General features: G+C 42.1%; 24 protein-coding genes. 5 read left to right on the top strand and 19 right to left on the bottom strand.

Translation table 11 applies throughout. The annotated features are described in order from the left end of the window. Positions 1-2: 2 nt before the first annotated feature. The 5 genes from AC1DUD_RS05450 to AC1DUD_RS05430 form a co-directional block, all read right to left on the bottom strand. Positions 3-854 (bottom strand): hydroxymethylglutaryl-CoA lyase, encoded by an 852-nt coding sequence (locus AC1DUD_RS05450; protein WP_477372381.1) that lies wholly within the window; start codon positions 852-854, stop codon positions 3-5. A gap of 174 nt (positions 855-1,028) precedes the next feature. After that, positions 1,029-2,342 carry an NAD(P)/FAD-dependent oxidoreductase gene (locus AC1DUD_RS05445; RefSeq protein ID WP_477372379.1) on the bottom strand — a complete coding sequence of 438 codons (1,314 nt, stop codon included), beginning with the start codon at positions 2,340-2,342 and terminating at the stop codon, positions 1,029-1,031. A 245-nt stretch (positions 2,343-2,587) separates the two neighbouring features. Beyond that, positions 2,588-5,578, bottom strand: a complete 2,991-nt coding sequence (gene secDF, locus AC1DUD_RS05440; RefSeq protein WP_477372377.1) for a protein translocase subunit SecDF — start codon at positions 5,576-5,578, stop codon at positions 2,588-2,590. 115 nt (positions 5,579-5,693) lie between these two features. Next, positions 5,694-6,176 (bottom strand): dihydrofolate reductase, encoded by a 483-nt coding sequence (locus tag AC1DUD_RS05435; protein WP_477372375.1) that lies wholly within the window; start codon positions 6,174-6,176, stop codon positions 5,694-5,696. Positions 6,177-6,415: 239 nt separating this feature from the next. Beyond that, positions 6,416-7,237, bottom strand: coding sequence for a thymidylate synthase (locus tag AC1DUD_RS05430; RefSeq protein ID WP_477372373.1), 822 nt, complete (start codon positions 7,235-7,237; stop codon positions 6,416-6,418). Between the two features lie 181 nt (positions 7,238-7,418). On the opposite strand from AC1DUD_RS05430, the gene ispE reads away from it, so the two are divergent. Beyond that, positions 7,419-8,219 (top strand): 4-(cytidine 5'-diphospho)-2-C-methyl-D-erythritol kinase, encoded by an 801-nt coding sequence (gene ispE / locus AC1DUD_RS05425; protein WP_477372371.1) that lies wholly within the window; start codon positions 7,419-7,421, stop codon positions 8,217-8,219. 569 nt (positions 8,220-8,788) lie between these two features. On the opposite strand, the gene AC1DUD_RS05420 is transcribed toward ispE, so the two are convergent. The 5 genes from AC1DUD_RS05420 to tgt form a co-directional block, all read right to left on the bottom strand. Then, positions 8,789-9,676, bottom strand: a complete 888-nt coding sequence (locus tag AC1DUD_RS05420; protein ID WP_477372369.1) for an NAD(P)-dependent oxidoreductase — start codon at positions 9,674-9,676, stop codon at positions 8,789-8,791. Positions 9,677-9,678: 2 nt separating this feature from the next. Next, positions 9,679-9,957, bottom strand: a complete 279-nt coding sequence (locus AC1DUD_RS05415; RefSeq protein ID WP_330859815.1) for a LapA family protein — start codon at positions 9,955-9,957, stop codon at positions 9,679-9,681. A 1,006-nt stretch (positions 9,958-10,963) separates the two neighbouring features. Beyond that, a complete protein-coding gene (locus AC1DUD_RS05410) occupies positions 10,964-11,866 on the bottom strand; it encodes a DMT family transporter (RefSeq protein ID WP_477372367.1) in 903 nt (300 codons plus the stop codon). Continuing rightward, on the bottom strand, positions 11,866-12,969 hold the full coding sequence (locus AC1DUD_RS05405; RefSeq protein ID WP_477372365.1) for an LptF/LptG family permease: 1,104 nt from the start codon (positions 12,967-12,969) through the stop codon (positions 11,866-11,868). Before AC1DUD_RS05405 ends, AC1DUD_RS05410 begins: the two co-directional genes overlap by 1 nt. Before the next feature lie 64 nt (positions 12,970-13,033). After that, on the bottom strand, positions 13,034-14,164 hold the full coding sequence (gene tgt, locus AC1DUD_RS05400; RefSeq protein ID WP_477372363.1) for a tRNA guanosine(34) transglycosylase Tgt: 1,131 nt from the start codon (positions 14,162-14,164) through the stop codon (positions 13,034-13,036). Positions 14,165-14,388: 224 nt separating this feature from the next. Between tgt and AC1DUD_RS05395 the strand changes: the two genes are divergently transcribed. Genes AC1DUD_RS05395 through rsmG form a run of 3 tightly spaced genes read left to right on the top strand, consistent with a single transcriptional unit; the run spans position 14,389 to position 16,722 of the window. Continuing rightward, the gene (locus AC1DUD_RS05395; protein WP_477372361.1) at positions 14,389-15,510 is read left to right on the top strand and encodes a glycosyltransferase; all 1,122 of its coding nucleotides are present in this window, start codon (positions 14,389-14,391) and stop codon (positions 15,508-15,510) included. Further along, positions 15,501-16,106, top strand: a complete 606-nt coding sequence (locus AC1DUD_RS05390) for an RNA polymerase sigma factor (protein WP_091210688.1) — start codon at positions 15,501-15,503, stop codon at positions 16,104-16,106. The genes AC1DUD_RS05395 and AC1DUD_RS05390 overlap by 10 nt, the downstream gene beginning before the upstream one ends. Further along, entirely contained in the window at positions 16,096-16,722 is a 627-nt protein-coding gene (gene rsmG / locus AC1DUD_RS05385) for a 16S rRNA (guanine(527)-N(7))-methyltransferase RsmG (protein ID WP_477372359.1), read from the top strand. Before AC1DUD_RS05390 ends, rsmG begins: the two co-directional genes overlap by 11 nt. A 122-nt stretch (positions 16,723-16,844) precedes the next feature. On the opposite strand, the gene AC1DUD_RS05380 is transcribed toward rsmG, so the two are convergent. The 3 genes from AC1DUD_RS05380 to AC1DUD_RS05370 form a co-directional block, all read right to left on the bottom strand. Beyond that, positions 16,845-17,087 (bottom strand): hypothetical protein, encoded by a 243-nt coding sequence (locus tag AC1DUD_RS05380; protein WP_091162272.1) that lies wholly within the window; start codon positions 17,085-17,087, stop codon positions 16,845-16,847. Positions 17,088-17,370: 283 nt separating this feature from the next. Further along, positions 17,371-19,116 (bottom strand): M56 family metallopeptidase, encoded by a 1,746-nt coding sequence (locus tag AC1DUD_RS05375; RefSeq protein ID WP_477372357.1) that lies wholly within the window; start codon positions 19,114-19,116, stop codon positions 17,371-17,373. Further along, positions 19,113-19,490 (bottom strand): BlaI/MecI/CopY family transcriptional regulator, encoded by a 378-nt coding sequence (locus AC1DUD_RS05370; protein ID WP_477372355.1) that lies wholly within the window; start codon positions 19,488-19,490, stop codon positions 19,113-19,115. The genes AC1DUD_RS05375 and AC1DUD_RS05370 overlap by 4 nt, the downstream gene beginning before the upstream one ends. A 254-nt stretch (positions 19,491-19,744) precedes the next feature. Between AC1DUD_RS05370 and dprA the strand changes: the two genes are divergently transcribed. Further along, on the top strand, positions 19,745-20,842 hold the full coding sequence (dprA, locus tag AC1DUD_RS05365; RefSeq protein WP_477372353.1) for a DNA-processing protein DprA: 1,098 nt from the start codon (positions 19,745-19,747) through the stop codon (positions 20,840-20,842). 158 nt (positions 20,843-21,000) lie between these two features. Here dprA and AC1DUD_RS05360 read toward each other — a convergent pair whose 3' ends face one another. The 6 genes from AC1DUD_RS05360 to rfaE1 all read right to left on the bottom strand — a co-directional run bounded on the left by AC1DUD_RS05360 (position 21,001) and on the right by rfaE1 (position 25,606). After that, positions 21,001-21,477: a SixA phosphatase family protein gene (locus tag AC1DUD_RS05360; protein WP_477372351.1), complete on the bottom strand. Its 477-nt coding sequence runs from the start codon at positions 21,475-21,477 to the stop codon at positions 21,001-21,003. Positions 21,478-21,640: 163 nt separating this feature from the next. After that, positions 21,641-22,255, bottom strand: a complete 615-nt coding sequence (locus tag AC1DUD_RS05355; RefSeq protein WP_477372349.1) for a porin family protein — start codon at positions 22,253-22,255, stop codon at positions 21,641-21,643. A 133-nt stretch (positions 22,256-22,388) separates the two neighbouring features. Next, positions 22,389-23,354: a glycosyltransferase family 9 protein gene (locus AC1DUD_RS05350; protein ID WP_477372347.1), complete on the bottom strand. Its 966-nt coding sequence runs from the start codon at positions 23,352-23,354 to the stop codon at positions 22,389-22,391. Between the two features lie 14 nt (positions 23,355-23,368). Next, positions 23,369-23,872: a D-glycero-beta-D-manno-heptose 1-phosphate adenylyltransferase gene (rfaE2, locus tag AC1DUD_RS05345; protein ID WP_477372345.1), complete on the bottom strand. Its 504-nt coding sequence runs from the start codon at positions 23,870-23,872 to the stop codon at positions 23,369-23,371. An 82-nt stretch (positions 23,873-23,954) separates the two neighbouring features. Then, complete coding sequence (locus AC1DUD_RS05340) at positions 23,955-24,527, bottom strand: D-sedoheptulose 7-phosphate isomerase (RefSeq protein WP_477372343.1); 573 nt, start codon at positions 24,525-24,527, stop codon at positions 23,955-23,957. A gap of 86 nt (positions 24,528-24,613) precedes the next feature. Next, on the bottom strand, positions 24,614-25,606 hold the full coding sequence (gene rfaE1, locus AC1DUD_RS05335) for a D-glycero-beta-D-manno-heptose-7-phosphate kinase (protein WP_477372341.1): 993 nt from the start codon (positions 25,604-25,606) through the stop codon (positions 24,614-24,616). Positions 25,607-25,687: the final 81 nt, after the last annotated feature.

Raw genomic sequence — 25,687 nt, 5'->3', positions numbered from 1 at the left:
TTTTACCCAAAAACCTTCCCCGAGTAATCCATAGCTTCCTCAAATTTATTCATATTAAGCCCTGTGGGTTCGTTTTGTGTTTTAAGGTGACTTATCAGGTTTTCGGTAGCGATATTGCCTGTGAGGTCGTCTTTAGCCATGGGGCAGCCCCCGTAGCCTTTTAATGCTGTGTCGAAACGTTTGCATCCGCTTTGGTAAGCAGCAGCTATCTTGGGTTGCCAGGTATCCGGGGTTGAATGCAGGTGGATACCGAACTCGGTATCGGGAAATAAACGGCAAAGATTTGGATAGATACTGCTGATCTGATCGGCATTTGCAATTCCAATAGTATCGGCAATGGCAATGTTCTTTATTCCTTCGCCAATCAGTTTTTCTGCCCAGTGCTCAATGATGCCGGTATTCCATTCGTCACCGTAAGGGTTACCAAAGCCCATCGAAAGATAAACCAATAATTGCTTGCCGTTTTTATTACACAGTTCATTTATTAGCTGTACAGTTTCAAAGGCCTGTTCAATGGTTGAGTTTGTATTTCGAAGCTGAAAAGTTTCGGATATAGAGAACGGGTACCCCAAATAGTTGATCTCTTCATATTTTACCGCATCTTCGGCTCCGCGATAGTTGGCAATAATAGCCAGTAGTTTTGATCTTGTATTGCTCAGATCAAGCTTTTTCAGCACTTCGGCAGTATCCTGTAGTTGGGGGATGGCCTTCGGCGATACAAAGCTGCCAAAATCTATTGTATCAAATCCCACCTGCAAAAGCAGATTGATATATGCCGCCTTAATATCGGTAGGAATAAAATCATGAATACCCTGCATGGCATCGCGGGGACATTCGGTTATTTTGATATTCATTTTTTAAGAGTTAACTCCAATGGAATAATAACAGCCGTCATTGGGAGGTACGAAGCAATCCCCGATTTGTAGGTCTGCTCTCCATAGTTCGCGATTGCTTCGTACCTCGCAATGACGCTTTTTTACTTTAGGTTTTAAATCTAAAGTAAAAATTATTCACTTGACTTTCCAATCTCAATCAACCGTATTGGGTAAATGCTGGTCTTCAGTTAAACCTTCACGCTCAAATTTGCGGATTATAAGCCGTGTGCCACCATTATAAGTTACATAGCTTGATACCCAGTTGATAAATACGATAACCTTATTACGGCCTCCTAAAAGCGAAATCAGGTGCACAAACATCCATACCAGCCATGCAAAAAATCCCTGGAACTTCAATTTGCCCAAATCGGCTACAGCTTTATTACGGCCAATGGTGGCCAATGAACCTTTATCGTTGTATTTGAAAGGTGAGGTTTGCTCGCCATTAATGATATGGATAATGTTTTTGGCTACATGCTGGCCCATTTGTATAGCCACCTGCGCCACACCTGGATGACCTTTAGGTGTTTCATCGGTGATCATGGCTGCAACGTCGCCAATAGCAAAGATGTTGCTGCTTCCGGTAACCCGGCCAATACTATCCACCTTTATTTTATTTCCACGTTCAATAACGTCTTTATCAAAACCTTCGGGCACAACGCCCATAACCCCGGCGCTCCAGATCACATTTTTGGTGCGGATGGTTTTACCGCCTTCAAATTTGATTTCTTCGCCATCGTAGCTTTCAACCTTTACACCTGTTAATACCTCTACACCCATATTGGTCAGGAAGGTACGTGCCGCGTTGGATGCCTGGTCGGAAAATGGCCCTAAAACTTTCGGCAAAAAGTCTACCAGGTAAACCTTCATATCCTCCTTTTTAAGCTCAGGATAGTCCTTGGTTAAAACGTGATTGCGGAGTTCGGCTAATGAGCCCGCAAGCTCAACACCGGTTGGGCCGGCACCTACCAGTACAAAAGTAAGATAGGGGTCACGCTCTGCCTTGCCCACTTTGAGCAGGGCTTCTTCAATATTTTGCAAAATGGAATACCGGAGGTTAAGCGCCTCGGGGATCGACTTCATAGGCATAGCATAATGCTCAATATCCTTATTGCCGAAAAAATTGGTAGTCGAGCCTGTAGCTATCACCAGGTAATCATAAGCTATATTGCCTATGGTGGTTTCAAGCGTGTTGGTTTCTGCATCCACTTTGGTTACTTCAGCTATCCTGAAGCGAAAATTTTTTTGACTGGCAAAATTTTTCCGCAGGGAGAACGCAATAGACTCAGATTCGAGGCTGCCCATGGCAACCTGGTATAAAAGGGGTTGAAAAGTATGGTAGTTGTGTTTATCAAGCATCAAAACGTCTACAGGTTTGTCCTTTAGTTGTTTTGCTACCTGCAGGCCGCCAAAGCCGCCGCCTACGATCACTACAAGAGGAAATTTCGAATTATTTGATGTGTTCATTTGTGCAGGTTATCTGTTTAAAAACTTTTTAAAGGCAGCGTGTGCGTTTTGGGCGTGTAGCGCAATCTCCGTGCCGTCGATTATTTCTGTACGATTATACGGTGCAAGTATACCTCATTGTACGAGATATGCAACACCATCTGTCGGTGATGGCACAGTTTTTTACTGAGTGTTATGGCGTAGCGTATCAACAAAAAAAGGCCCCAAATTACTTTGGAGCCTTTTCAATAACTTATTCTTTTATATTATTTGAGGTCTTTCTTTCCAAAGTCAACGATCACCGGTGTTGCCACACAGATCGACGAATATGTACCGAAAATTACACCTATCAATAATGCGAATGAGAAGCCTTTGATAACGTCACCACCAAAGATGAACAATACCACCAATACAAAGATCACGGTTAATGCTGTGATAATGGTACGGCTTAATGTGCTGTTGATGGCCTTGTTAATAACCTCTTCAGGTTTTTCGTTCTTGGTAGAGTGATCAAGGAACTCGCGGATCCTGTCAAACACTACCACGGTATCGTTAATTGAATAACCGATAACCGTTAATATCGCCGCGATAAACGCCTGGTCAATATCCAGTGAGAACGGAAGGAAACCATTGAATAATGAGAAAAACGATAATACCAATAAAGCATCGTGAGCGGTAGCGATCATCGCGCCTAAGCTGAACTGCCATTTGCGGAAACGGATCAGGATATAAGCCGAGATCACAAATATGGCGAACAATACCGTATAGATAGCTGATGTTTTTAACTCATCGGCAATAGTAGCACTTACTTTTGAACCACCTAAAATGTTGCTGTCGGTGATTTTTGTTTCAGGTTTGCTGGCCAGTTTGCTAACAAGGGTAGCCCTTACTTTAACATCAGCAGCTGTTGAGTTATCGTTGAACAGGTAGTTGGTAGTGATGCTGAATTTATCGGTACCCATGGTTTTAACCTCGGTACTGCGACCTAAAGTAGCGTCGATAGCGTCATGGATCTGCTCTGTAGTAACTGTTTTGTTAGGGAAGCTAACAATGTAGTTACGGCCGCCTTCAAAGTCAACACCGTAGGTAAAGCCACGGGTGAAGATAGAGATCAAACCTGCAGTAATGAACACAGCCGAGAAAATGTAAAACTTACCACGGTTTTTTACGAACGCGAAGTTTGCATTTTTAAAGGTATGTGAGCTCCATGGATTTGAGAATTTGATATCCATGTTCTTATCAAGCATCCACTCAAATATAACCCTCGAGATCAGCAATGAACAGAACAGTGAAGTAGCGATACCGATCATCAATGTAGTTGCAAAACCCTGGATAGGACCTGAACCGAATACAAACAGGATCAAACCGGTAAGGAATGTACTGATCTGTGAATCGAGGATTGAAGGCAATGCGTGTTTGAAACCGTCGGCTACAGCAAGTCTTAATGATTTGCCAAGGCCAAGCTCTTCACGTACACGTTCATAAACCAGTACGTTGGCATCTACCGCAATACCTAAGGTTAATACGATACCTGCAACACCCGGTACGGTTAATACCGCGCCTAAGCTGGTTAATACGCCCATCAGGAAGAAGATGTTAATGATCACCGCAACTACCGCTACAGTACCCGCACGGTTGTAGTAAGCGATCATGAAGATCAATACCACAACTAAACCTAAGATACTTGAAGTGATACCTGCAGAGATAGCTTCCTGGCCTAATGATGGCCCTACAATTGATTCAGATACGATGTGGGCAGGAGCCGGTAAACGGCCTGCTTTTAATACGTTGGCTAAGTCATGAGTGTCATCAATAGTGAAGTTACCAGAGATTGATGATACACCACCTGAAATTTCGTTCTGAACGGTAGGTGCAGAGTATACGTTATCGTCCAAAACAATGGCGATAGCTTTTTTGTTGGTGCCTGATGATGCTTCGGCAGTAACAGCACGCCATTTTTGAGCACCTTCCGAGTTCATGATCATCACAACCTCAGGGCTGCCTTTTTGATCGTTATCAGCACGGGCGTCGTTAATTACAGAGCCTGACAGTACCGGGCCGTTTTCGGCGCCTGTAAGCTTGATAGCGTATAATGCAAAAGTTTTAGTGTTTTTAATAGGTTTTACTTCCCACAAAAATTTAATGTTGCGTGGAATAACCGCTAAAACATCGGCACTGTGCAGGTATGAGTTAACCTTGGCTGTATCCTGTAAAGGAGCATAACCAACAACCGGGCCCTGGCCTAATTGCTGCTGACCGTTTGCGCCCTGGCCAACGTTTAATGACATTACTGCAAACAGCGGGTGCTGAGAAGCTAATTTTGTTTTGCTTAATGAAGCTGCTGAAGTATCGTTTTTAGCGGCGTTCTTTTGAACCTTGCTTAACAGTGAACCACCTTTGGCAGTATCGGCTTTTGCAGCAGCAATGTTAGCAGTAGTATCAGCTTTTGCTGATTTACCGGTATCGGCTTTAACTGTTTTGCTTTTTGCAGCAAGCAGGTTGTCAACGTTGATCAGGTATTGGTAAGCCTCTGCATTATCAAAAGTTTCGTAGAATTCAAGTTTAGCAGTACCAGAAAGCAATTTACGAACACGCTCCGGTTCTTTAACGCCTGGCAGCTCAACCAAAATCCTGTTTGAACCTTGTTGCAACTGGATATTAGGCTGGGTTACACCAAACTGGTTAATACGGGTGTTCAATACGGTGAATGATTGTTTAACCGCTGTTGAAGCCAAGTCTTCAAGATAAGTTTTAACCTCACTGTTTGAAGCGTTAAACTTCAGGTGGTCCTGGTTGTCTTTTGTTGAAAAAATAGCGGCAAGCTTACCGTTAGGGCTTAACTTTTCGTATTCGCTTACAAATAACGCAACGTAATCCTTTTGACTGGTTTGCGCGTTAGCCTGTAATTTATTGGCATTTGCCAAAGCCTGATTAAAAGTAGCATCGGGATTGTCGTTCGCAATTTTACGTATTACTTCATCCAGCTGGATCTGCATGGTAACGTTCATACCTCCTTTAAGGTCGAGTCCCAATGCAATTTCTCTTTGCTTTACATAAGCGTAATCATGTTTAAATAGCGGATAAACCGGTTGGTTGGAAATTGAATCCAAATAAGTTTTTTCTTTGGTCGAATCTCCCTTTGAATATACTTTGGCATCACTCTCAACTTTGTGTGCCACCCACGTAAATGATAGCTGGTACAAGCACACAACTGCCAGTAGTATGGCGAAAAATTTAATAACCCCTTTGCCTTGCATCGAATTTGTAATATGTAATTAATTAGTTTATAAGCTTTTTTTAATAAGGGAGCAAATCTAATAAAATTTCGTAAGCACAAAATTTTAAATTAAAACAAAATCATGACAAAAAATGTTAGCGACGTACAAGTGTGATAAATGAATATTTATACTTGTTTTTTTCGTCGGGCTCAAAATCTTCACGATTTTTTTCCTGCCACTCATCGGGATTTAACTCGGGGAAGAATGTATCCCCCTCGAAATCCTGGTCAACAATAGTGAGATATATGCGGTCTGTAAGCGGAATTGACTGCCTGTAGATCTCGGCCCCGCCAACAACAAAAACTTCGTCCTCAGCCTTGCAAAGCTCAATAGCGGCTTCAATAGATGGCACCACCTCGCAGCCCTCAATGCTGATATTCTGCCGGGTAATAACAATGTTGCGGCGCTTAGGAAGCGGCTTACCAACCGAATCAAAAGTTTTGCGGCCCATGATCACAGTATGACCGGTAGTAACATCTTTAAAATGCTTCAGATCATTAGGCAGGTACCAGAGTAATTTATTGTCTTTACCAATAGCGTGGTTTTTGGCTATGGCTACGATTATAGATAGTGTCATTAGTTCATTGGTTCGCTGGTTCATTGGTGCTGAGCAAATGAACCTTTATTTTTCAATACGTCATTGCGAGGTACGAAGCAATCCCCGATTAGCAGAGCCACTCTGTATAGTTTGGGATTGCTTCGTACCTCGCAATGACGGGTAGTTTTTTAATTCTGTAAGGATAACAAAATTCTGTTGAAATCTTAAACTCAATCTAAACCTTATACCAATGAACTAATGAACCAGTGAACAAATGACTATACCGCAACTTCAGCTTTAATATGCGGCCACGGATCATAGTTTTCCAAAGTGAAATCTTCAAACTTAAATGAGAAGATATCTTTAACCTCCGGATTGATCTTCATGGTTGGCAGCGGACGAGGGTCGCGGCTTAGTTGCAGGCGGGCCTGCTCCATGTGGTTGTTGTACAGGTGGGCATCACCAAAGGTGTGTACAAAGTCGCCGAGGTCAAGGTCACATACTTGTGCCATCATCATGGTGAGCAACGCGTACGAAGCAATGTTAAACGGAACCCCTAAAAAGATATCCGCACTTCTTTGATATAACTGGCACGATAACTTGCCCTTCAATTCTCCCTTTGCGGTGTCGGGGGGCGCTACATAAAATTGGAACAAACTATGGCATGGTGGCAGGGCCATCTGGTTAACCTCGGCAACGTTCCAGGCCGATACAATTATGCGGCGCGAATCGGGGTTGTTTTTAAGCTGGTTCAGCACCTGCTGGATCTGGTCAATATGGCCGCCATCGGGCGTAGGCCACGAGCGCCACTGTTTGCCATACACCGGGCCAAGGTCGCCGTTCTCGTCGGCCCATTCGTCCCAGATTCGCACACCGTTTTCTTTCAGGTAGCGGATATTGCTGTCGCCGCTCAAAAACCAAATGAGCTCGTGGATAATTGATTTGAGGTGGAGTTTTTTGGTGGTCACCATCGGGAAACCATCATTAAGGTTGAAACGCATCTGGTAGCCAAACACACTTACCGTACCGGTGCCGGTTCTGTCATGCTTCTGCGCGCCGGTTTCCATCACATGTCTCATCAGGTCGAGATACTGTTTCATTTTGTATTAGTTGATTAGGTGAGTAGTTGATTAGGTGAGTGGTTATACAGGTTGATTGGATAAGATACCAATGAACTAATGAACCAATGAACTAATGAACAATTTTAAAGGGCAAAGAAAAATAATCTACCTTTGGTTTCCTACTGATGTTAGCAAATACATCACGTGTTAATTACTTTGTATGATTTTATTTCCGAATGCAAAAATAAACATTGGCCTCAATATTACCGAACGCCGACCGGATGGTTATCATAATCTCGAAACCATTTTTTACCCTATCGACATTAAAGACGCCCTTGAAGTAGTGAAGAGCGATAAGCTCAGTTTTACCTCAACAGGCCTGGACATTCCCGGCCTGGTGGAGGATAATCTTTGCGTTAAGGGCTACCATATGCTTAAGCTGGATCATGATCTGCCGCCGGTGAGTATGCACCTGCATAAGCATATCCCGATAGGCGCAGGGCTTGGTGGCGGCTCATCTGATGCAGCGTTTTTTATCAGGCTGATGAACGACGAATTTAAGCTCGGATTATCCATTGAAGAGATGACCGGTTATGCCCGTCGCCTTGGTGCCGACTGCGCCTTTTTTATTGAGAGCAAGCCAGTGTTCGCCTTTGAGCGTGGCGACGAATTTGAGAGCATCAAACTCGACCTGTCGGCTTACAAAATAGCGTTGGTGATGCCGCCTGTTCACGTGTCTACTGGCGAGGCTTTCCGCGGTATAAAACCAACTCCTGTAAAAGACTCTCTGTTCGATCTGATCAACGAGCCCATAGCTAACTGGAAGAAGCTGATCAAAAATGATTTTGAACAAACCGTGTTTAAAAATCACGTGGAGATCCGCGGTATCAAAGCTGCTCTTTATGACGTCGGCGCTATCTACTCTAGCATGAGCGGAACCGGTGCATCCGTGTTCGGTATTTTTGCCGATACTCCCGATCTGAAATTTCTGGAAGCGGAGAACGAAGTTTTCTATTTGTAATATTGGAATTCTGATTTTCGATTTCGGATTTAGCTGGAATTTTTAAAAGTAAAAAAGCGTCATTATAAGGCACGAAGCAATCCCAAACTGTACAGAGAAACTTGCATAGTTGCTCTGCTAATAGGGGATTGCTTCGTGCCTTATAATGACGTGTTGTTATAAAGAATTTATGGGTTCCGTCGAATGATCTCTTCGGACGGAAAAAATGCCATCTGGAATCTTGTTTTGAGGGGATACCTAATCTCAAAATCATCACTGACAAATTCCGAAATCGAACGTCCGAAATCTACCGCTACTGCAAGCGTCCCAGCTTATGGGAACTTTGCCAACACAAAGGGGGGCATTATAATTGAACGCGGGCTACAAGCGAGGGCACTTGCGTTGGCCAAGGAAATTTAGAATTTTGGCAAATGAATAAATATTAAAGCGTCATTGCGAGGCACGAAGCAATCCCATTCTGTACAGAGAAACTTGCATAGCTGCTTTGCTAATAGGGGATTGCTTCGTGCCTCGCAATGACGATTTTTTACTTTTGAACAAATCCGAAATCAAACATTCGAAATTGCAAATCAAATTCCTGCATCTTCGCTTACGCCGCGTCCTATTCCTTCTACCCAATCGCTCTCGCCCCAGCCCCTGGCTACGGCCGTTAACAAGCGACCGTGTACGGCATTTGCAATAGGCATGGGCATCTCACTTGTCTGCGATAATTTGAATGCGAGGCGCGCGTCCTTATAGCCTAATTTTGATTTGAAGCCTACCGGGACATATTGCTTGCCGGCGATGAGCTTGCCGTAATTTTGGAAGATAGGTGCATTGAAAAGTGTCGAGCCAAAAAACTCGGAAACCTGTGTCCGGCTTAACCCGTTTTTTTCTGCAAGGGTAAACGCTTCGGCCATCATTTCCATTGATGCCATGATCATGAAATTGCCTGCTATTTTCACCACATTTGCGCCACCCACCGATGGGCCAAAATCTATTACTCCCTGGCCAAGCAAATCAAGGATCGGGCGGGCATCGGTCTTAGTATGCTCATCGCCCGAAACACAGATCCAGAGCTTGCGCGCCGCCGCCGCTTCAGGCCTGCCAAACACCGGAGCGGCGAGGTAACGGCTACCGGCCTGCTGGTGTAATTTGGCCAATTCATCAGAAGTATCGGGCGAAATTGTGCTCATGGATATGTGCACAGCATTTGGCTGTAGCGTTTTTAAAATTCCGCCGTCGCCTACAGTCGATTCTCGCAGCACTTCATCATCCGACACCATGGTGATCAAAAATGGCACATTTGCCGCTGCTTCTGCAGGGTTCATGCATTTGGTTACGCTGTCTTCGCCGAGCTCGTCAATCTTAGAAAGTGTACGGTTGTAAACCTGCAGGTGGTACCCTGTGGCAATAAGATTTTTGGCCATATTGAGACCCATGTGGCCAAGGCCGATAAATCCAATTTTTGTTTTCATAATTAGCTGATGTATTCTCTGTCTTCGTCACTTAGTGTATCGGTGTCGTCTTTTTTGTGGATGGCGTCATGATAGCCTTCAATATCAAATTTTTGTTTTTTAGGCCAGGCCACGATCAGGCCCAGGATAAAACCCGTTATTGCCACCACCAGCATCATCATTAGTTTGGATACCCTGAAAGTGGCGAACAAAAATTTGAAGTAAACCTCATCGGTATTTTGCATCAGGACGATGGTAAGCAAAACAGCGACGACTACAATGACTATTGTTTTAATGCTCATGGTGAATGTTGATTTTAGAGTTAATACAATATCCGCTTTTTAAATGTTTAATAAAAATTGATCTCCGTTAAATCATTGTTATAAGATCGGGAAGCTTGTGACGAGCTGAGAGCCGATGTATGTGCATTCAAATCTTCGTCGCCGGAACAAATGTTAGGTGTTGGTTTTTCTCCTGATGTTTTGTGTTTGCTCAACTGAAAATTCTTTTGCTCAAAAAGGGAGGATCTTAAACATGGTGAAATTTCCCCGGCGTTTTTCATTTGCAAAAACTGGGGCTATCGGAGTCCTTCCTAATTCGACGCGACATTAATTTTTCCTCTCAGATTTTGCTTCTCCAAATCGTGTGAGAGCATTGGAAATTTATCGTGAAAATGATTTCTGTATACACATGGGAGAGATGCTGCGATTTTTTTCGATTCCTGAATAATTACTTCACTACACTTTGAAATGATTGCTTCTCTCTTGTTTGATTCGAAAGTTTTACGCTAAATAAATACGTTCAATTATTTGATTATTAAATTTATATAACACTTTTTAGATGTAAAAAACAATGATGCTATTTTTTTTAGTTTTTTGTGATTTTACTTACGCTTTTTTTATTAAACTTGTTGTTTATGTAATATTTATAAGTATTTGATTTTTAGTTTTATATATTTGTTATATAAATCAATTATTCAAATTTTTATTATGATAAAAATGGATTGAAAAGCAAATAGCTCAATTTCCTGATGGGATTTTAAATTTTACTTTGATACACTAAGTTGAAAATGGATTTTGCCCCTGTTTCGGTCCGAAGTGTTGAATGAGCCTGGAATGCCTCAAAAAGATAGAATCGCTCAGAGGGGCTAAAAATGGGTTAAACGGGCGTGGGTATTTTACCCCTACCAAGGTGATGATAAGAGAAAAATGAGCATGAGTTCAGGCTTCTACACGACTATTAAATGGTCGGCAATAGAATAGCTTTTATAAACTCCAGGTGTTAAGTAAGGATACGGAAATGCGGAAATCAGGCCCTGTTTTTGCGCCTGGCAATTTGCTTTTGAGCAACGGGGTACAAGAAAATTGTAGACAAAATAAGGAGTGCTCCGCCCCAGAATCCCAGCGTCATTTTATTAATATCTCCAAAAAAAATAAACGACATAATGATACCGTATACCGGTTCAAGATTAGTGATGAGCGCAACCCTGAACGCCGAAAGCTCGCGCATTACGGATACACCGGCAACATAAGCAAGCGATGTGCACACCGTGCCAAGCAGTACCAGGTAGCCGATATCAGCAGGCTTCAGCAGCATGGCCCGGGTATAGCCGGAGGTAATAAAAAGGTATATCGAGATCCATACAAACGCTCCTGAAAGTTCATAAAATGCAATGACGGGAGCCTGTAGTTTTTGAACCTGGCGTGAGTTAATGATTGAAAAAAGGCTTGCGCAAACGGCGCTTACGAGCCCGGCTATGATACCCTTAGTGTATCTTCCTTCAAACTTGAAAATTAAAACAATGCCTGAGATAATTAAAAGGCCGGCGAAAATTTCAAGTTTCGAAATGCTTTTCTTATTGATGATCGGCTCAAAAATCGCGGTAAAAAGCGTAATGGAAGAGAGGCAAACCAGCGTAACTGCGACAGTTGAAAGCTTGATGGCGGCGAAGAAAAGGATCCAGTGACCGCCTACAATTGCTCCCGTGCACACCAGTTTAATCAGCGTTTTGGTGTCGACCTTAAAATCAGTTTTATTGAATTTGAAATACAAAAACAGCGAAACAAAGGCAATAAGTACCCTATACCACACCAATTGCACGGCCGAAATGGTGATCAGAGCGCCCAAAATTCCGGTAAATCCCCACACAAAAACGGTAAAATGGAGGATAATTAGGTTCTTATTTAGGGTGGATGGGTGGTTTTGTGCCATTATTTTGGAGCTTTTAATAGCAGGTAGTAACCTAAAATGCCGAAAATGATGTTAGGAATGAACACCGCTACTAATGGTGACATGCCCCCTTTTACCGAAAAGACCAGGGCAAACTTCTCTAATATAATATATGCAAAGCATAATAAAATGCCTATCCCCAATGGTAAACCAACCCCGCCGCGCACCTTTCTTGATGATATGGAAACACCAATAAGCGTGAGCACAAAGGCCGATAGCGGGTATACAAAGCGATGATATTTTTCAAAATAAATGGCTTTTAAATACTCGGGCCTACGGAGCTTTTCCTTGTCGATATTCTTGTTCAGGTCACTTAATGACATGGCTTGATATACGTTGTCATACACAATGAAATCGCTTGGGTGCATATCTAAAACAGTATCTTTTGGCGCAAAACTTTTAATGAATTGCTCCTTCATTCCATTCACATATTTAACGCTGTATTGCTTCAGAGACCAGATCCGTTTTAAAGAATCGTATTGAATTTGGTCGGCAATTAGTTTCTCGCGCAAGGTATCACCATTAAATTTTTCCATGATGAAATTATAACCAAGGTGCGTTGTAGGGTCGTAATTGGCGAGATAAACAAAGGTGTGCTTGTCAATCTGCATATGTACCTCCACCTTGGTCGGGTCATTATCCATCATCCCGTTCGCATTTTCAAAGTCGATTTTTAAGCGGTTTGTGAACGGAATAAGGTAAACATTCGCAAAAAATGATACCACAAATATGATAGAAGATGAAATTACATAAGGCCTCAGAAAACGATTGAAGCTTGCTCTTCCACTTAAGATAGGAACAATTTCTGTTTGGTTTGCCATCTTGGCGGTGAAGAAAATTACCGCCAGAAAGTTGATCAGCGGCGATAGCATATTGAGATAAAATGGAATAAAACCAGCGTAATATCTGAATACGATATCGTGAAAGCTGGCATGTTTATTCAGGAAATTATCCAGCTTTTCTGACACGTCGAACACTACAGATATCACCATGAAAATACCCATAGTGAATATAAAAGTGCCCAGGTATTTGCCAATAATAAACCTATCGATGATCTTTAAATGTTTATGAAAAAAAGCTTTCATCTGTCGGTTATTTGATTATTAATGCCCATGTTTTGCTTTGGTAATTCTTTTAATTGTTGCATGGTTATAAACGCTGACCGAGGCGCTTTACCATTGTGTTTTTCCAGTCGTAAAATTCGCCTGCAATGATTTTTTTCCTTGCTTCTTTAACCAGCCAAAGGTAAAAATGCAGGTTGTGAAGGGTCGCGATTTGAGCTCCCAGCATCTCGCCTGAATGGATCAAATGACGTAAATAAGCCTTACTGTAATCCCTGTCGGCAAACAGATCGCTGTCATCTTCAATAGCCGAAAAGTCGTTTTTCCACTTCTCATTTTTGATATTGATGATGCCGTTTTTAGTGAATAACATGCCGTTGCGCGCGTTGCGGGTTGGCATAACGCAATCAAACATATCAATACCGAGTGCTATATTTTCCAGGATGTTTACAGGCGTACCTACGCCCATTAAGTAACGCGGTTTTTGCTCCGGTAATATATTGCATACAATTTCGGTCATGGCATACATTTCTTCGGCAGGTTCACCTACCGAAAGGCCGCCTATGGCATTACCCTCACGCTCGTAGGAAGCTATCACTTCGGCCGAACGTACACGCAGATCTTTATATACCGAACCCTGCACAATTGGGAAAAGTGTTTGACTGTAACCGTATTTTGGTAGGGTGCTGTCGAACCTGTCGCAGCAGCGTTTTAGCCAGCGATGGGTCATTTCTATTGATCGTTTCGCGTAGTTATAATCGCATGGGTAGGGGGTACACTCGTCAAAAGCCATGATGATATCAGCGCCAATTATGCGCTGAATATCCATTACGTTTTCGGGGGTAAAGAGGTGTTTTGATCCGTCAATATGCGAGCGGAAGGTAACACCTTCCTCCTTAATTTTGCGTACTTCGGTTAATGAATACACCTGGTAGCCGCCGCTATCGGTTAAGATAGGGCCGTCCCAGCCGTTAAATTTATGCAAGCCTCCGGCACTTTCCAAGGTGTTTAACCCGGGGCGCAGATAGAGGTGATAAGTGTTGCCCAGTATAATTTGTGCAGAAATATCCTGTTTAAGCTCATGCTGGTGCACTGCTTTTACAGTACCTGCAGTACCAACGGGCATAAATATAGGGGTTTGTATAGTACCGTGATCGGTAGTGATCTCGCCGGCGCGGGCCTTTGAAAGCGGATCTTGTGCTGTTAAGTTAAATTTCATTTTAGGGTTGCAAAATTAGCAAAAAAAAGCCTCATGGCCGCCCTTTCAGAGCCAACGGCAGGATAAAAGCTATTTATAAACGTGCTGAATATTAAAACCATGTTAATTAAAGTACTTTTATTTTGAGGGGGATTAAATAAGAGTATATTAAACTTCAAATTAACGCTGATATTGAGCCTTAATTTCATTGATTTTTAACAAATTTGCCTCATTATTTTTTTTGTTTGGAAACGTACTTACACGACGCACTTTTTATTCTTTTTCAGCTTTGTTTTATAGTTCAGCTATATTACCTGGTAAGCAGGCATACCCGTCTTGCAGGCTTTAAACCCACCGAAGGGCCTCCGCCCCAGGTGATGATCCCCGTTTCCGTTATTATCAGCGCCCGTAATGAGGCTCGTAATTTACAGGAAAACCTGCCATCCATATTGGAGCAAAACTATCCCGATTTTGAGGTTATTGTTATTAACGATTGTTCATACGACACATCTGACGAAGTATTGGAAACGTTGCAAAAGCAGTACGCCCGCCTGAAAGTTGTTACCATTACTGAACATGACCGCTTTAAAACCGGGAAAAAATTTGCACTTACACTGGGAATCAAAGCCTCAAAAAATGAGTACCTTTTATTTACCGATGCAGATTGTAAGCCGGCATCCGAAAATTGGATTAGCCGTATGGCCGCTAATTTTACCAGTGGGGTGCAGATTGTTTTAGGCTACTCTCCTTACTATAAAACCGGCGGCTTTATTAATACTTTTACCCGCTTTGAAACGATAAAAACGGCAACAAATTACCTGTCGAGCGCGTTAACCGGCGATCCTTATATGGGTATTGGCCGTAACCTGGCCTATACAAAATCGTTGTTTTTTAGTGCAAAAGGCTTTGCATCACACATGCATGTAATATCGGGCGATGACGACCTGTTTGTTAATCAGCACGCTACTGCCGATAATACGGTTGTGGAATTAAACCCGGAATCGTTTATGTTTACTGAGGCCAAAACCACTTTTAAATCGTGGTTTAAGCAAAAAAAACGCCATATGGGGGTAGGTAAGCTATATAAAAACCAGCACAGGCGGATGCTTAGTTTTGATGCAGTTAGTGGCTTTATATTCTATATTTTGTTAATATTATTCCTTATTTTAAGATATGAGCCGTTACTGGCATTAGGTTTGTGCGTTTTTCGGTTGATATTACAAATGGCCATTTATAATCGTATATTTAAAAAACTTAGTGGCAAAGACCTTTTGTGGTATCTCCCCTTTTTTGACATATTTTACTATATGTATTTAAACGTTTTTGGATTGATCGGTACCTTTTTAAAAACTACTCAATGGAAATAAACGCCAACTTTACCGAAAATGCAAAGAATGATTTTCACCTGGTAGTGAAGGCCAGGCAGGGAGATCAAAAAGCTTACGCTGATCTGATGCACCGTTATAAGGATTCGATTTATTTTATGGTGCTGAAGATGGTAAATAACAAGGAAGATGCTATGGATTTAACGGTTGAAACGTTTGCCAAAGCATTTGAAAAGCTTGAAAAATACCAGCCTGATTTTGCTTTTAGTACATGGCTTTTCAGGGTCGCGACTAATAATTGCATTGATTTTATCCGCAAAAAGAAATTAAGTACCATGTCTATCCATGGTATGATGGATGATGAAGGTGATGAAAAACCGCTGCAAATTAAGGCTGATATTCTCAATCCTGAAGAAACATCTATCAAAAAACAACAAACTCAGGAGCTGAAATTGCTGATAGAAAGCCTGCCTACCCGCTACAGAAATCTCATTACTTTGCGTTATTTTGATGAGCTTTCCTACGAAGAAATAGCCCAGCAGCTGGATCTTCCTTTGGGGACTGTAAAGGCTCAATTATTTAGGGCGAGGTACCTTCTTGGCAATATTATTAATCGTTTTAACAGGGATGACATCTGAAATAATTCTACAATATTTCCCCGATTTAAGTGCTGAACAGCTTGCGCAATTTGAAAAATTGCCGGCTTTATATGAACATTGGAACAGCCAGATCAACGTAATCTCCCGCAAAGATATTGATCTTTTGTACGAACGACATGTGCTTCACTCGCTCGGAATTGCTAAAGTTATGGCTTTTTCGCCCGGCGAAAATGTACTTGACGTGGGCACCGGCGGCGGTTTTCCGGGCATTCCGCTTGCTATTTTATTTCCCGAAACACAGTTTCATTTAGTTGATTCAATAGGGAAAAAGATTAAGGTTGTAACCGAAGTTGCTGCTGCTTTAGGCCTTAAAAATGTAAAGGCATCGCACGCGCGGGCCGAGCAAATAGCAGATAAATTTGACTTCGTTGTATCGCGTGCCGTTACTCAGTTAAAGGATTTTTATCCATGGGTGAAAGGTAAATTCAGCAAGCAATCAAGCAATAAACTTCCCAATGGTATTCTGTATTTAAAGGGCGGTGACCTTGATCAGGAGATCAAAGAATCGGGTTTAAAGGTTGCCCAATATCACCTGAAAGACTATTTTAAAGAAGAGTTTTTTGAAACGAAACAGGTGATATATGTGAAGGGATAGTCCCGCTTTAACTTCACTTTGCGTTTATAGATATGCACACAAAGACTCGAAGGTGCCAAGGGAATTACTTTGCGTCTTCGCGTCTTTGCGAGAAATAATTTATAAAATGCGGTGTGAACTTTCTATATCAAGTGATCATGGTGCTGATTGTCAGTGCGTGATGCTGCCCAGAAAACAAAACCAAGGAAAAATAAGGCACCACCGGCAAAAACAGGTAGTTTAAATGTCCATCCGCCATTTAAGCCGGTAGTAATAATTGAACTGCCTGAGCTATCCACAGCGTTTATAGTATGCTTATAGAAAAAATTACCTGCAATAAGCATCACAATGCCCACAATTGCTAAAATAATACCGAACTTTTTCATAATATAAAGTTTAAAAATGAACAAAATCAGCGTAGCGGTAAGGTTCAGAAAGTATAATTGGTACTTGTTAAACAAAGCGTATTTTGATAGGTTTGCCTTGTTTGATTGAAATTTTATAGGATATACACTAAGTTACAAACTTTTGGATATCAAATGAAATTATTTAACTATTTGTGAAAGAGGAGATTTAAGGAAGAGGAGTGGATGTAACGCAGAAAATTGCCGGGACGGTTTGAGCCGGTCGGCAATTAGAAGTAACGTTCAGTTACTAATGGAGATGTTTCTACTTTTTGGCGGGGTAACACGCAATCACCACCTGGCTTAATGCAGTGCCTTCATAGCCTGATGCATTAGGATCTGTGATTTTACTTTGAAGTTCAAAAGCAGTTTTGCCGTTGTCTTCAGTTACAATCACCATTGCAATATCAACGTTATAAGTTCCTTGTTTTATTCCAATTTGCCCATCGTAGTTATTTACCACCCTTAATACCTCTGCATCAATTTGCGGGTCGAGACTCTTCACTATTTTAGACTGGCTGATTTTATTGTCTGCAATATGAATGCTCACAATTTCTCTTCCCCATATATTATTTTGACGTGCTTTCGCGGGATATCTTACATGTTTAGCAACGTATTTGTAAAGAGCGTCAAAAGGGTTGGCCGGCGGCGGTGGCGGCGGTTGTGGTGAGCCGGGTTCAGCAGGTGAAGGGGCTTCTACCGGAGCGGCTGGTGTTACTTCTACTACTTTAGGGGCCCTTTTTGCTTTTACGGGGCTGGCAGGTGGCGGCGGTGGAGGAAGTTTTACATCAGCAACTTTAGGTGTTTTACCTTTTGCCGTCGGAGCAGGCGGAGCAGGTGGTGGCGGCGGAAGTTTTGGATAAATTAACATTTTAGGGAACGTATAGCCATATTTACTCTTCAGCGTGGCCAACTCCTCTGGTGTTGCTTTGCTTTTATAGTACTCTTTTTGCTCGCCGTTCTTTTCGGTAATGATCACCCGGAAATCGGTTTTTTTATTAATAAGATAACCGGTTTCTTCATACTTATAACCTTTGGCGGTGGTCGATACTTTGTTGATTTGTGAGGTGTCGACAACTGGATTATGGATGGCAGCAGCAGTGAAAGATGTAGTTTTGCGGCCTGGCATCAGATCAATAAATCCATAGCTTTTACTGAATACTAAGGTCGACGCGCAAAGCAGTCCGGCGCTTATGGGTACGGCCACGAGGTATTTTAGCCTGGCTAATTTCCCCGAACGTTTTTGGTTTAACATGATTATCCTCTTTTTTAATAAGTTATAATTGAAAAATGAATGCGCCAGGGGCGAACCGTTTAATCCGTAAGCGTTACTCACCAAAAATGACGAATAGCTGAGGGCATCACTTTCCTGCGCGGCTGTTTGCTCATCGGCTATATATTCGTGTATGGTTTTCAGGCTAATCTGTAATAGATAAATAAGCGGGTTAAACCAATTGATGATCTTGATCAGCTCCAGGAAAACAATATCGGCCGAATGTTTTTGACGGATGTGTACCAGTTCGTGCCTGATAATGATATTGTTTGCCTCAGTTTTTGTGCCGATAAAAAGGTAGTTAAAGAAGGAAAAGGCAGTATTCGATCCTTCTATATTGATGAGTTTATACTTGTCATCTACCAAAGTTTTGGTAGTCTTTGTCAGTTTTGCCAGTTGATAAAGCCTGATAAAGAGTACGGTGGTAAGTACTATTATACCAAGTAGATAGGCATAAATTAAAACATCATGAAAGGTTAAAGTTGGTTGTACGGCAAGCTTTTGTACCGTTGTTTGGTAACCCGTTTGTGGAATAATAACAACCGTTTTTGCTGCAGCCTCCATCGGCTTTAACCAGCCAACTTGCATTATCGGCAAAACAAATGAAACTACACAACTTAGCAGCAGGTATACACGGTTTAAGGTGTAGTGGGTCTCTTTATTTAAAAACAGGCAATACCCGGCATAAAATACACACAAGTACAAATTTGCCTCGAGGAGGTAATGCAGCCAGTTCATTGTTTTTTGCTTTTGAGTTGATCAATTAATGATGTTAGCTCGTCCAGTTCCTTTACGCTGATGTTCTTTTCGTCAACAATAAACGATACCAAACTTTGATAGGAGTTGCTGAAATAGTTTTTCATCATCTTATCAAAAGTGAATTTTTTGTATTCCGCGTCGCTGATAAGGGGAAAATAAACATGCGAGTTGCCGTAAGCTTTATGGTCGATAAAGCCCTTGCCTTCCAGTACCCTTACTACAGTCGATACGGTGTTGTAAGCAGGTTTAGGCTCAGACATCTCTTCAATAATATCTTTAACAATGGCTTCCTTCAGCTGCCAAAGGATCTGCATTATCTGCTCTTCGGCCTTGGTTAGTTCTTTAATGTGCATAGTAAACTATTTTTATAGTTATATAAAGGTATAACTATTTTTATAGTTTACAAACTATTTTTGTAGTTTTTTGGTGGATGTGCAGATTATGGATGTGCAGATGCAAATTATGTAAGGAAAGCATGTATTTTAAGGCTAAGTAGAACATTCAGTCCGATTATATTACATACAAATACCGTCCGATCCTACTTGAAAATCGGCCGAATATTTATAATTTGCGGGGCTGTAATCTATAATCTGCACATCTAAACCCAATGTCATTACTCCATAAAGTAGCTTTATCTTTTGTTAAAAACCTTGGGCCGGTAGCGGCCAAATCCCTGATCGCATACTTGGGTAGCGAGGAGGAAGTGTTTAAAGCTTCGCCCGAAAAGATGATCAGGATCCCGGGAATAGGAGAGAAGCGCGCTATAAAATGGGACTTTGACGATGCTTTGAAGCAGGCCGAAAAGGAACTGAAGTTTATAGAACAAAATGGAATAGAAGTTATTTTTTATACCGACTCCTGCTACCCTAAACGTTTAAAAAACTGTCATGATTCGCCGGTGCTGATGTACGCGAAGGGGAAAATGGAACTTAACCCGCCCCATGTAATTAGTATTGTGGGCACCCGCAACGCTACCGACTATGGTAAGCAGTTGTGCCATCAGTTAGTTGAGGAATTACAGCAATATAATGTATTGATAGTAAGCGGACTGGCGCATGGTATTGATGTGGCAGCACATAAAGAATGCGTGAAATTAAACCTGCCAACCGTAGGCGTACTTGGTCATGGGCTAGACAGGCTTTATCCTGCCCAAAATCGTGCTACTGCCGATAAAATGCTCCAAAATGGTGGTTTATTATCCGAATATCCTTCAGGCACCAATCCCGACAGGGAAAACTTTCCGCAGCGTAACCGTATAGTTGCCGGCATTGCCGATGCAACCGTGGTGATTGAAGCCAGCATTAAAGGAGGGGCACTCATTACGGCCGAAATAGCTAATTCCTATAATCGGGATGTATTCGCTTTTCCTGGGAGGTTGGGTGATGAATTTTCTGAAGGTTGTAACTTCCTGATCCGTAATAATAAAGCAAGCCTGCTGACCTGTGTTGCCGATCTGGCTTTTAGCCTGGGCTGGGAAAAGAACGATGTAAGTAAACCTGTTGAACAATTTATGCTGCCGTTTGATCTGTCGGATGATGAACTGCTGATCATGGAGATTCTGCGGCAAAACAGTACACCGGTTGCCATTGACGATCTGACGTTAAGGGCCAACATGCCTATGAGCCAGCTGGCAATGAACCTGCTTAATATGGAAATGCAGGGATATATCAGCTCGCTGCCGGGGAAAACTTATCGGGTGAATTGATTGTTAGTCCGCAAGTCCGCGGCCCGAAAGTCCGAAAGACATTTTAGTGATTAGCCGGAAAGCGCAGAAAGTCAGTGGGCGCTCAAGTGTCCAAAAGCGAATTATCTAAAATTGGCCTCTTCCGGACTTGCCGACTTTCCAGACTTTCGGACTCAACGCTATCCCTTCGGCGAATCAAAATGCACCAATTTTCCATCTTCTTCACTGATAGATTGCCAGGTATCATTTTCAAACGTAATGACGGCCACTGCGCAGGTGGGCATCTCTTTTAGCTGGCTTGTGAGATAGTATAATATTTGGCTTATGCCCGGGTTGTGGCCAACTATGCCAATGAAATCATATTCATCGGGCAAGCTATTAATTACTTTAACCCATGTATTTTCACTGGCTTCGTAAATCCTTTTATCCTCACCCGGAGCAGGTAATTTAAAGTGATTGGCAAAGATCTCGGCAGTGGTTTTGGTACGAAGCGCCGGGCTGGTTATTATAGTTTGGGGGATTTGTAATTGTCCTTTTAAAAGGGTAGCCATTAAAACCGAATCCTGCATGCCCGATTGCTTTAAAGGCCTGTCAAAATCAACATAACCGCTTTCATGGGTAGCTTTTGCATGGCGTATTAATAATAATTTTTTCATGATTTTAAACAGGTTAGCGATCGGTTTATGATATTATGGCTTTGTTAATATAACGTGAAACATTTTCAATAAGTTTCCAATAATACTAAATAAAAAAGGAGAAGCAACAGCTCCTCCTTTTTTAAGATGATTAAAAGATCTCTTATTTTTTTCCATCGGTTAATTAAAACGCGTAACCAACTGAAATACCGAAAACTCGGTTTTTAAGTTTACCTGTATTGTCGTTAGCAATGTTTGATAAGCCCAAATCATAGTTAGCATTGATCAGGAAACCAGTTTTAAATTTAAATCCGACAATGGCATTTGCGCCAATATCAGTTCTTTTGACATCACCGTCGCTGCCAAATTTCACATCTGCCGTGCTTCCGTCACTGTCTTTAGTTTTACCTGATATACCTACGCCTACATATGGGCCGGCTCCGAAGTAAAAATCACCAACAACTGCAGGTACATGGTAAACAACATTTACTGGTACCTGGAGATAGTATAATTTAATTTGAGCTGAACCATCAAAATCTTCAGTAGAAACACTAAATTTTCCGCCTTTACCAGTATAGTTAAGGGCTGGTTGTAATGAAACATTTCCAAATTTAAAATCAACAAAAGCGCCGACATTAAAAGTAGTTAAAGTACCTGATGTAACAGAGAGATTGGTACCGCTTGCCGAAGCATTTAACGTTGCGAAGTTTACGCCTCCTTTAAAACCAATAGTTGGTAATTGAGCAAATGCTGCGAAAGATGCCATTAAAAGGCACAGGCTGAGTAAGGTTTTTTTCATCGTGTAAGGGATTTAAGTTAATGTACAAAATTATACAAATACACTAACATTAAAAGCTATCTGATGTTTTTTTGTGAAATATTAACAGTAGTGTGTTTGTAAGTATAACTTACGCAATATTTTATGATCGCGATTAGCGATTGGAAAAATTTACGATATCAGCCTCCGGCATATCATTCATACACTTAAAGTGCCCGAGCGGACATTTTTCAAGCCCAAATTTGGAGCAGGGGCGGCAAGATAATTCAATGCCGGCAATCAGCGTTTCTTTTACTTTATAAGGCCAAACACCCAGCAAGTCGGGCGTTGTACCACCCCAAACCGAGGCTATCGGCACGTTAAATGCTTCGGCAATATGGGTTAGACCAGTATCAAAACCGATAAGACTTTGCGCTTTTGATACCAGGAAAACCGACTCATCAAGCGATGTTACTCCGCAGGCATTATAAACCGAAGTGCCAACTGCCGCAGCTATTTCATCACCATTTGCCTTTACATCATTGCCTCCTAATAGTAAAACAGGTAAATTAAGCTGCCTGCAAATGCTGATGATCTTGTAATTAGGCATGCGCTTGGTAAAATGGGTAGCACCTATTACAAAAGCGACATAGCCATTTTGGTGACTGGCAGGGAGCAATTTGGTTATATCATGCTCGGCTTTGATATAATAGTCAATCGGATTATCGTCATTAACAACGCCTAAAAACTTAGTAGCTTTTAAATACCTGTCAACCAAATGCTCCTTACTTACCAGGTTCCGTTTCAACTTTAAACTAAGCCATTTCAGGATTGGCTGTTTTTTGTAGGTCGATGCCTTGATACCTGTGCGCAGCTTGATGATACTTGTACGAATGTTATTGTGCAGATCAATGATCTGATCGTACTTTTCGGCCTTGATCTCGTTGATAGTGTCTGTAAATGAGGGTTTGAGTAACAGCAGTTTATCAACGTAAGGGTTATTATCGTAAATATATTTAAAGGCCGGTTTGGTTAAAAAGTGAACTTCGGCATTGGGGACCTGCTTTTTGAGACAGCGTACAACAGGCGTGGTATAAATTATATCACCCATCGAACTAAAGCGGATCACCAGTATCTTCATGCCGTTATTAGTACTCAGGAAATCTGGTTCCTGATTTTTTCAATTATTGAGGTGGATGAGTATCCTTCAACAAAATTAATTGTTTTAACCTCGCCCCCGTTGGCTATCACTTCTTTAGCGCCTACAATGTTTTCAACTGCATAATCAGCACCCTTTACCAGGATATCCGGAAGGAGGGAACTGATCAGGTTGAGCGGGGTATCTTCTTCAAAAACAACAATAGCATCTACAAAAAACAGCGCTGCTAATAAGGCTGCACGGCTGTTTTGATCGTTCACCGGGCGGGTTGGGCCTTTAATTCTCCTTACCGAACTATCAGCATTAAGACCAATCACCAGCTTGTCGCCAAGTTCGGCTGCTTTAGCCAGATAGGTGAGGTGCCCGATATGCAACAGGTCAAAAACACCATTGGTAAACACCACCTTTTTACCTTCGGCCTGCCAGTTTTTGATCTGTGCCTGCAACGATGGCAGATCAGTTATTTTATCAAGAAGTATTTTTTCGACGCCTGTCCTCATTTATTTTTTTCTGTAGAGACGCATCACACGCGTCTCTGTATCATTAGAAAAGACGCATGTGATGCATCTCTATGGTAATTAATTAATCAAAAAGATCATCGACAGCAGTACACAAGATATGCCCGATAAGGATATGCATTTCCTGGATGCGCGCGGTAATGTTTGATGGCACAATGATATTCAGCTCACAAAGCCCGTTCATTTTACCGCCATCCCTGCCCGAAAGGCCTAATGTTTTAACCTCCAGCTTTTTAGCCGACTCAAAAGCTGCCAGTATCCCCGGACTGTTACCACTTGTCGAAATACCGATGAACAGATCGCCCGGCCTGGCAAAGGCTTCTAATTGGCGTGAAAATACATGCTCGTAACCATAGTCGTTAGCAATGGATGTAAGTGCCGAAGTATCAACCGTTAAGGCGATGCCCGGTAAAGGTTTACGATCTTTTACATAACGCCCGGTAAGTTCGGCCGCAATATGCTGGGCATCGGCAGCACTACCGCCATTGCCGGCCAGCAATACTTTATTACCGTTTTTTATGGTTGAGGTGATCATTTCGCAGGCAACTTCGATATCGCCGCCAAGCGTGTCAATCACCTTTTGCAGGGTATCCTGGTGATCTTTAAGTTCGTTTAATATTTTTTGAAGTTGGTTCATTAGTTCATTTGTTCACTGGTTCATTAGTTTGGGCGATGAAATATACATTCTTCCAACCTTTCGCCTTTAACCTTTTACCTTTCGCCTTATTTTTCGTCCCTTAATATATCTTCAACAATCTCATCTAAAGTAGTTGTTGCACTGCCCACGCGGCGGATCACTATAGCGGCGGCATGGTTGGCCAGTTCGCATGAATCCTCAATGCTTAACCCTCCCGCCATAAAGTAGGCCATGGTTGCCAGCACGGTATCGCCGGCACCGGTTACATCAAACACTTCAGTAGCCTTTACTGGTAAGCTTTGATAATCCTGTTCGCTCAATATCACCATGCCTTCTTCAGATAAGGTAACTACTATATATTGCGTCCCTGTTTGTTCAAAAATTACCTTTCCGGCCTGTTGCAAGCTTTCTATCGAGTTGATCTTCTCCGTTTTAGCAGCTTCTGACAACTCCTTACGGTTGGGTTTGATGATAAAAGCTCCTTTGTATTTTTCGTAATTAAGCCCTTTGGGGTCGATAATTACTTTTTTGCTTTTAGCATTTGCCGCCCTGATAATGCCTTGTGTTAGAAACGGCGAAAACAAGCCTTTGTTATAATCAGACAAAAGTACCATATCCACACCATCGATATGGCTGCTTAGTTTGCTGATCAGCTCAGTGGCAATAGCTTCTGATACTTCGTCGGTAACCTCGCGGTCAACCCGTACCAGTTGATGACTGCCTACCACAACACGGGTTTTAACGGTAGTAGGGCGGTTACTGTCCTTAATAATGGTGTCTGTTTCAACGCCTTCATCGGCCAGGATCTTAATTAGCTCACCTGCCGCCTGGTCGTTACCAATTACACCGGCAACAATAACTTTTGCCCCTAACGATACCAGGTTTTGAACCACGTTACCTGCACCACCCAATGTAGTGGTTTCGTTTTTTACATTTACAATAGGCACAGGTGCCTCGGGCGAAAGGCGGGTAGCGCTACCCCATATATAATGGTCAACCATCAGGTCACCAATAACCAGTATTGCCGGTTTATGAGCCGCTGCCTGTATGGATTGTACTTTATCTCTTAAGTGGTTCATTGGTTCAATAGTTCATTTGTTCATTAGTGGCAGCAGCAGATTGTTCTACCTAATCTCTGATCTCCATCCTCTAATCTCTTT

Source organism: Mucilaginibacter sp. P4_A11 (assembly GCF_056402535.1).
This window is presented reverse-complemented; position numbering and strand designations above follow the sequence as displayed.

What these genes read in the sequence shown, in the direction of transcription:
- AC1DUD_RS05450 (WP_477372381.1), bottom strand. Translation starts at nt 854, where the DNA reads ATGAATATCAAAATAACCGAATGTCCCCGCGATGCCATGCAGGGTATT.
- AC1DUD_RS05445 (WP_477372379.1), bottom strand. Translation starts at nt 2,342, where the DNA reads ATGAACACATCAAATAATTCGAAATTTCCTCTTGTAGTGATCGTAGGC.
- secDF (WP_477372377.1), bottom strand. Translation starts at nt 5,578, where the DNA reads ATGCAAGGCAAAGGGGTTATTAAATTTTTCGCCATACTACTGGCAGTT.
- AC1DUD_RS05435 (WP_477372375.1), bottom strand. Translation starts at nt 6,176, where the DNA reads ATGACACTATCTATAATCGTAGCCATAGCCAAAAACCACGCTATTGGT.
- AC1DUD_RS05430 (WP_477372373.1), bottom strand. Translation starts at nt 7,237, where the DNA reads ATGAAACAGTATCTCGACCTGATGAGACATGTGATGGAAACCGGCGCG.
- ispE (WP_477372371.1), top strand. Translation starts at nt 7,419, where the DNA reads ATGATTTTATTTCCGAATGCAAAAATAAACATTGGCCTCAATATTACC.
- AC1DUD_RS05420 (WP_477372369.1), bottom strand. Translation starts at nt 9,676, where the DNA reads ATGAAAACAAAAATTGGATTTATCGGCCTTGGCCACATGGGTCTCAAT.
- AC1DUD_RS05415 (WP_330859815.1), bottom strand. Translation starts at nt 9,957, where the DNA reads ATGAGCATTAAAACAATAGTCATTGTAGTCGTCGCTGTTTTGCTTACC.
- AC1DUD_RS05410 (WP_477372367.1), bottom strand. Translation starts at nt 11,866, where the DNA reads ATGGCACAAAACCACCCATCCACCCTAAATAAGAACCTAATTATCCTC.
- AC1DUD_RS05405 (WP_477372365.1), bottom strand. Translation starts at nt 12,969, where the DNA reads ATGAAAGCTTTTTTTCATAAACATTTAAAGATCATCGATAGGTTTATT.
- tgt (WP_477372363.1), bottom strand. Translation starts at nt 14,164, where the DNA reads ATGAAATTTAACTTAACAGCACAAGATCCGCTTTCAAAGGCCCGCGCC.
- AC1DUD_RS05390 (WP_091210688.1), top strand. Translation starts at nt 15,501, where the DNA reads ATGGAAATAAACGCCAACTTTACCGAAAATGCAAAGAATGATTTTCAC.
- rsmG (WP_477372359.1), top strand. Translation starts at nt 16,096, where the DNA reads ATGACATCTGAAATAATTCTACAATATTTCCCCGATTTAAGTGCTGAA.
- AC1DUD_RS05380 (WP_091162272.1), bottom strand. Translation starts at nt 17,087, where the DNA reads ATGAAAAAGTTCGGTATTATTTTAGCAATTGTGGGCATTGTGATGCTT.
- AC1DUD_RS05375 (WP_477372357.1), bottom strand. Translation starts at nt 19,116, where the DNA reads ATGAACTGGCTGCATTACCTCCTCGAGGCAAATTTGTACTTGTGTGTA.
- AC1DUD_RS05370 (WP_477372355.1), bottom strand. Translation starts at nt 19,490, where the DNA reads ATGCACATTAAAGAACTAACCAAGGCCGAAGAGCAGATAATGCAGATC.
- dprA (WP_477372353.1), top strand. Translation starts at nt 19,745, where the DNA reads ATGTCATTACTCCATAAAGTAGCTTTATCTTTTGTTAAAAACCTTGGG.
- AC1DUD_RS05360 (WP_477372351.1), bottom strand. Translation starts at nt 21,477, where the DNA reads ATGAAAAAATTATTATTAATACGCCATGCAAAAGCTACCCATGAAAGC.
- AC1DUD_RS05355 (WP_477372349.1), bottom strand. Translation starts at nt 22,255, where the DNA reads ATGAAAAAAACCTTACTCAGCCTGTGCCTTTTAATGGCATCTTTCGCA.
- AC1DUD_RS05350 (WP_477372347.1), bottom strand. Translation starts at nt 23,354, where the DNA reads ATGAAGATACTGGTGATCCGCTTTAGTTCGATGGGTGATATAATTTAT.
- rfaE2 (WP_477372345.1), bottom strand. Translation starts at nt 23,872, where the DNA reads ATGAGGACAGGCGTCGAAAAAATACTTCTTGATAAAATAACTGATCTG.
- AC1DUD_RS05340 (WP_477372343.1), bottom strand. Translation starts at nt 24,527, where the DNA reads ATGAACCAACTTCAAAAAATATTAAACGAACTTAAAGATCACCAGGAT.
- rfaE1 (WP_477372341.1), bottom strand. Translation starts at nt 25,606, where the DNA reads ATGAACCACTTAAGAGATAAAGTACAATCCATACAGGCAGCGGCTCAT.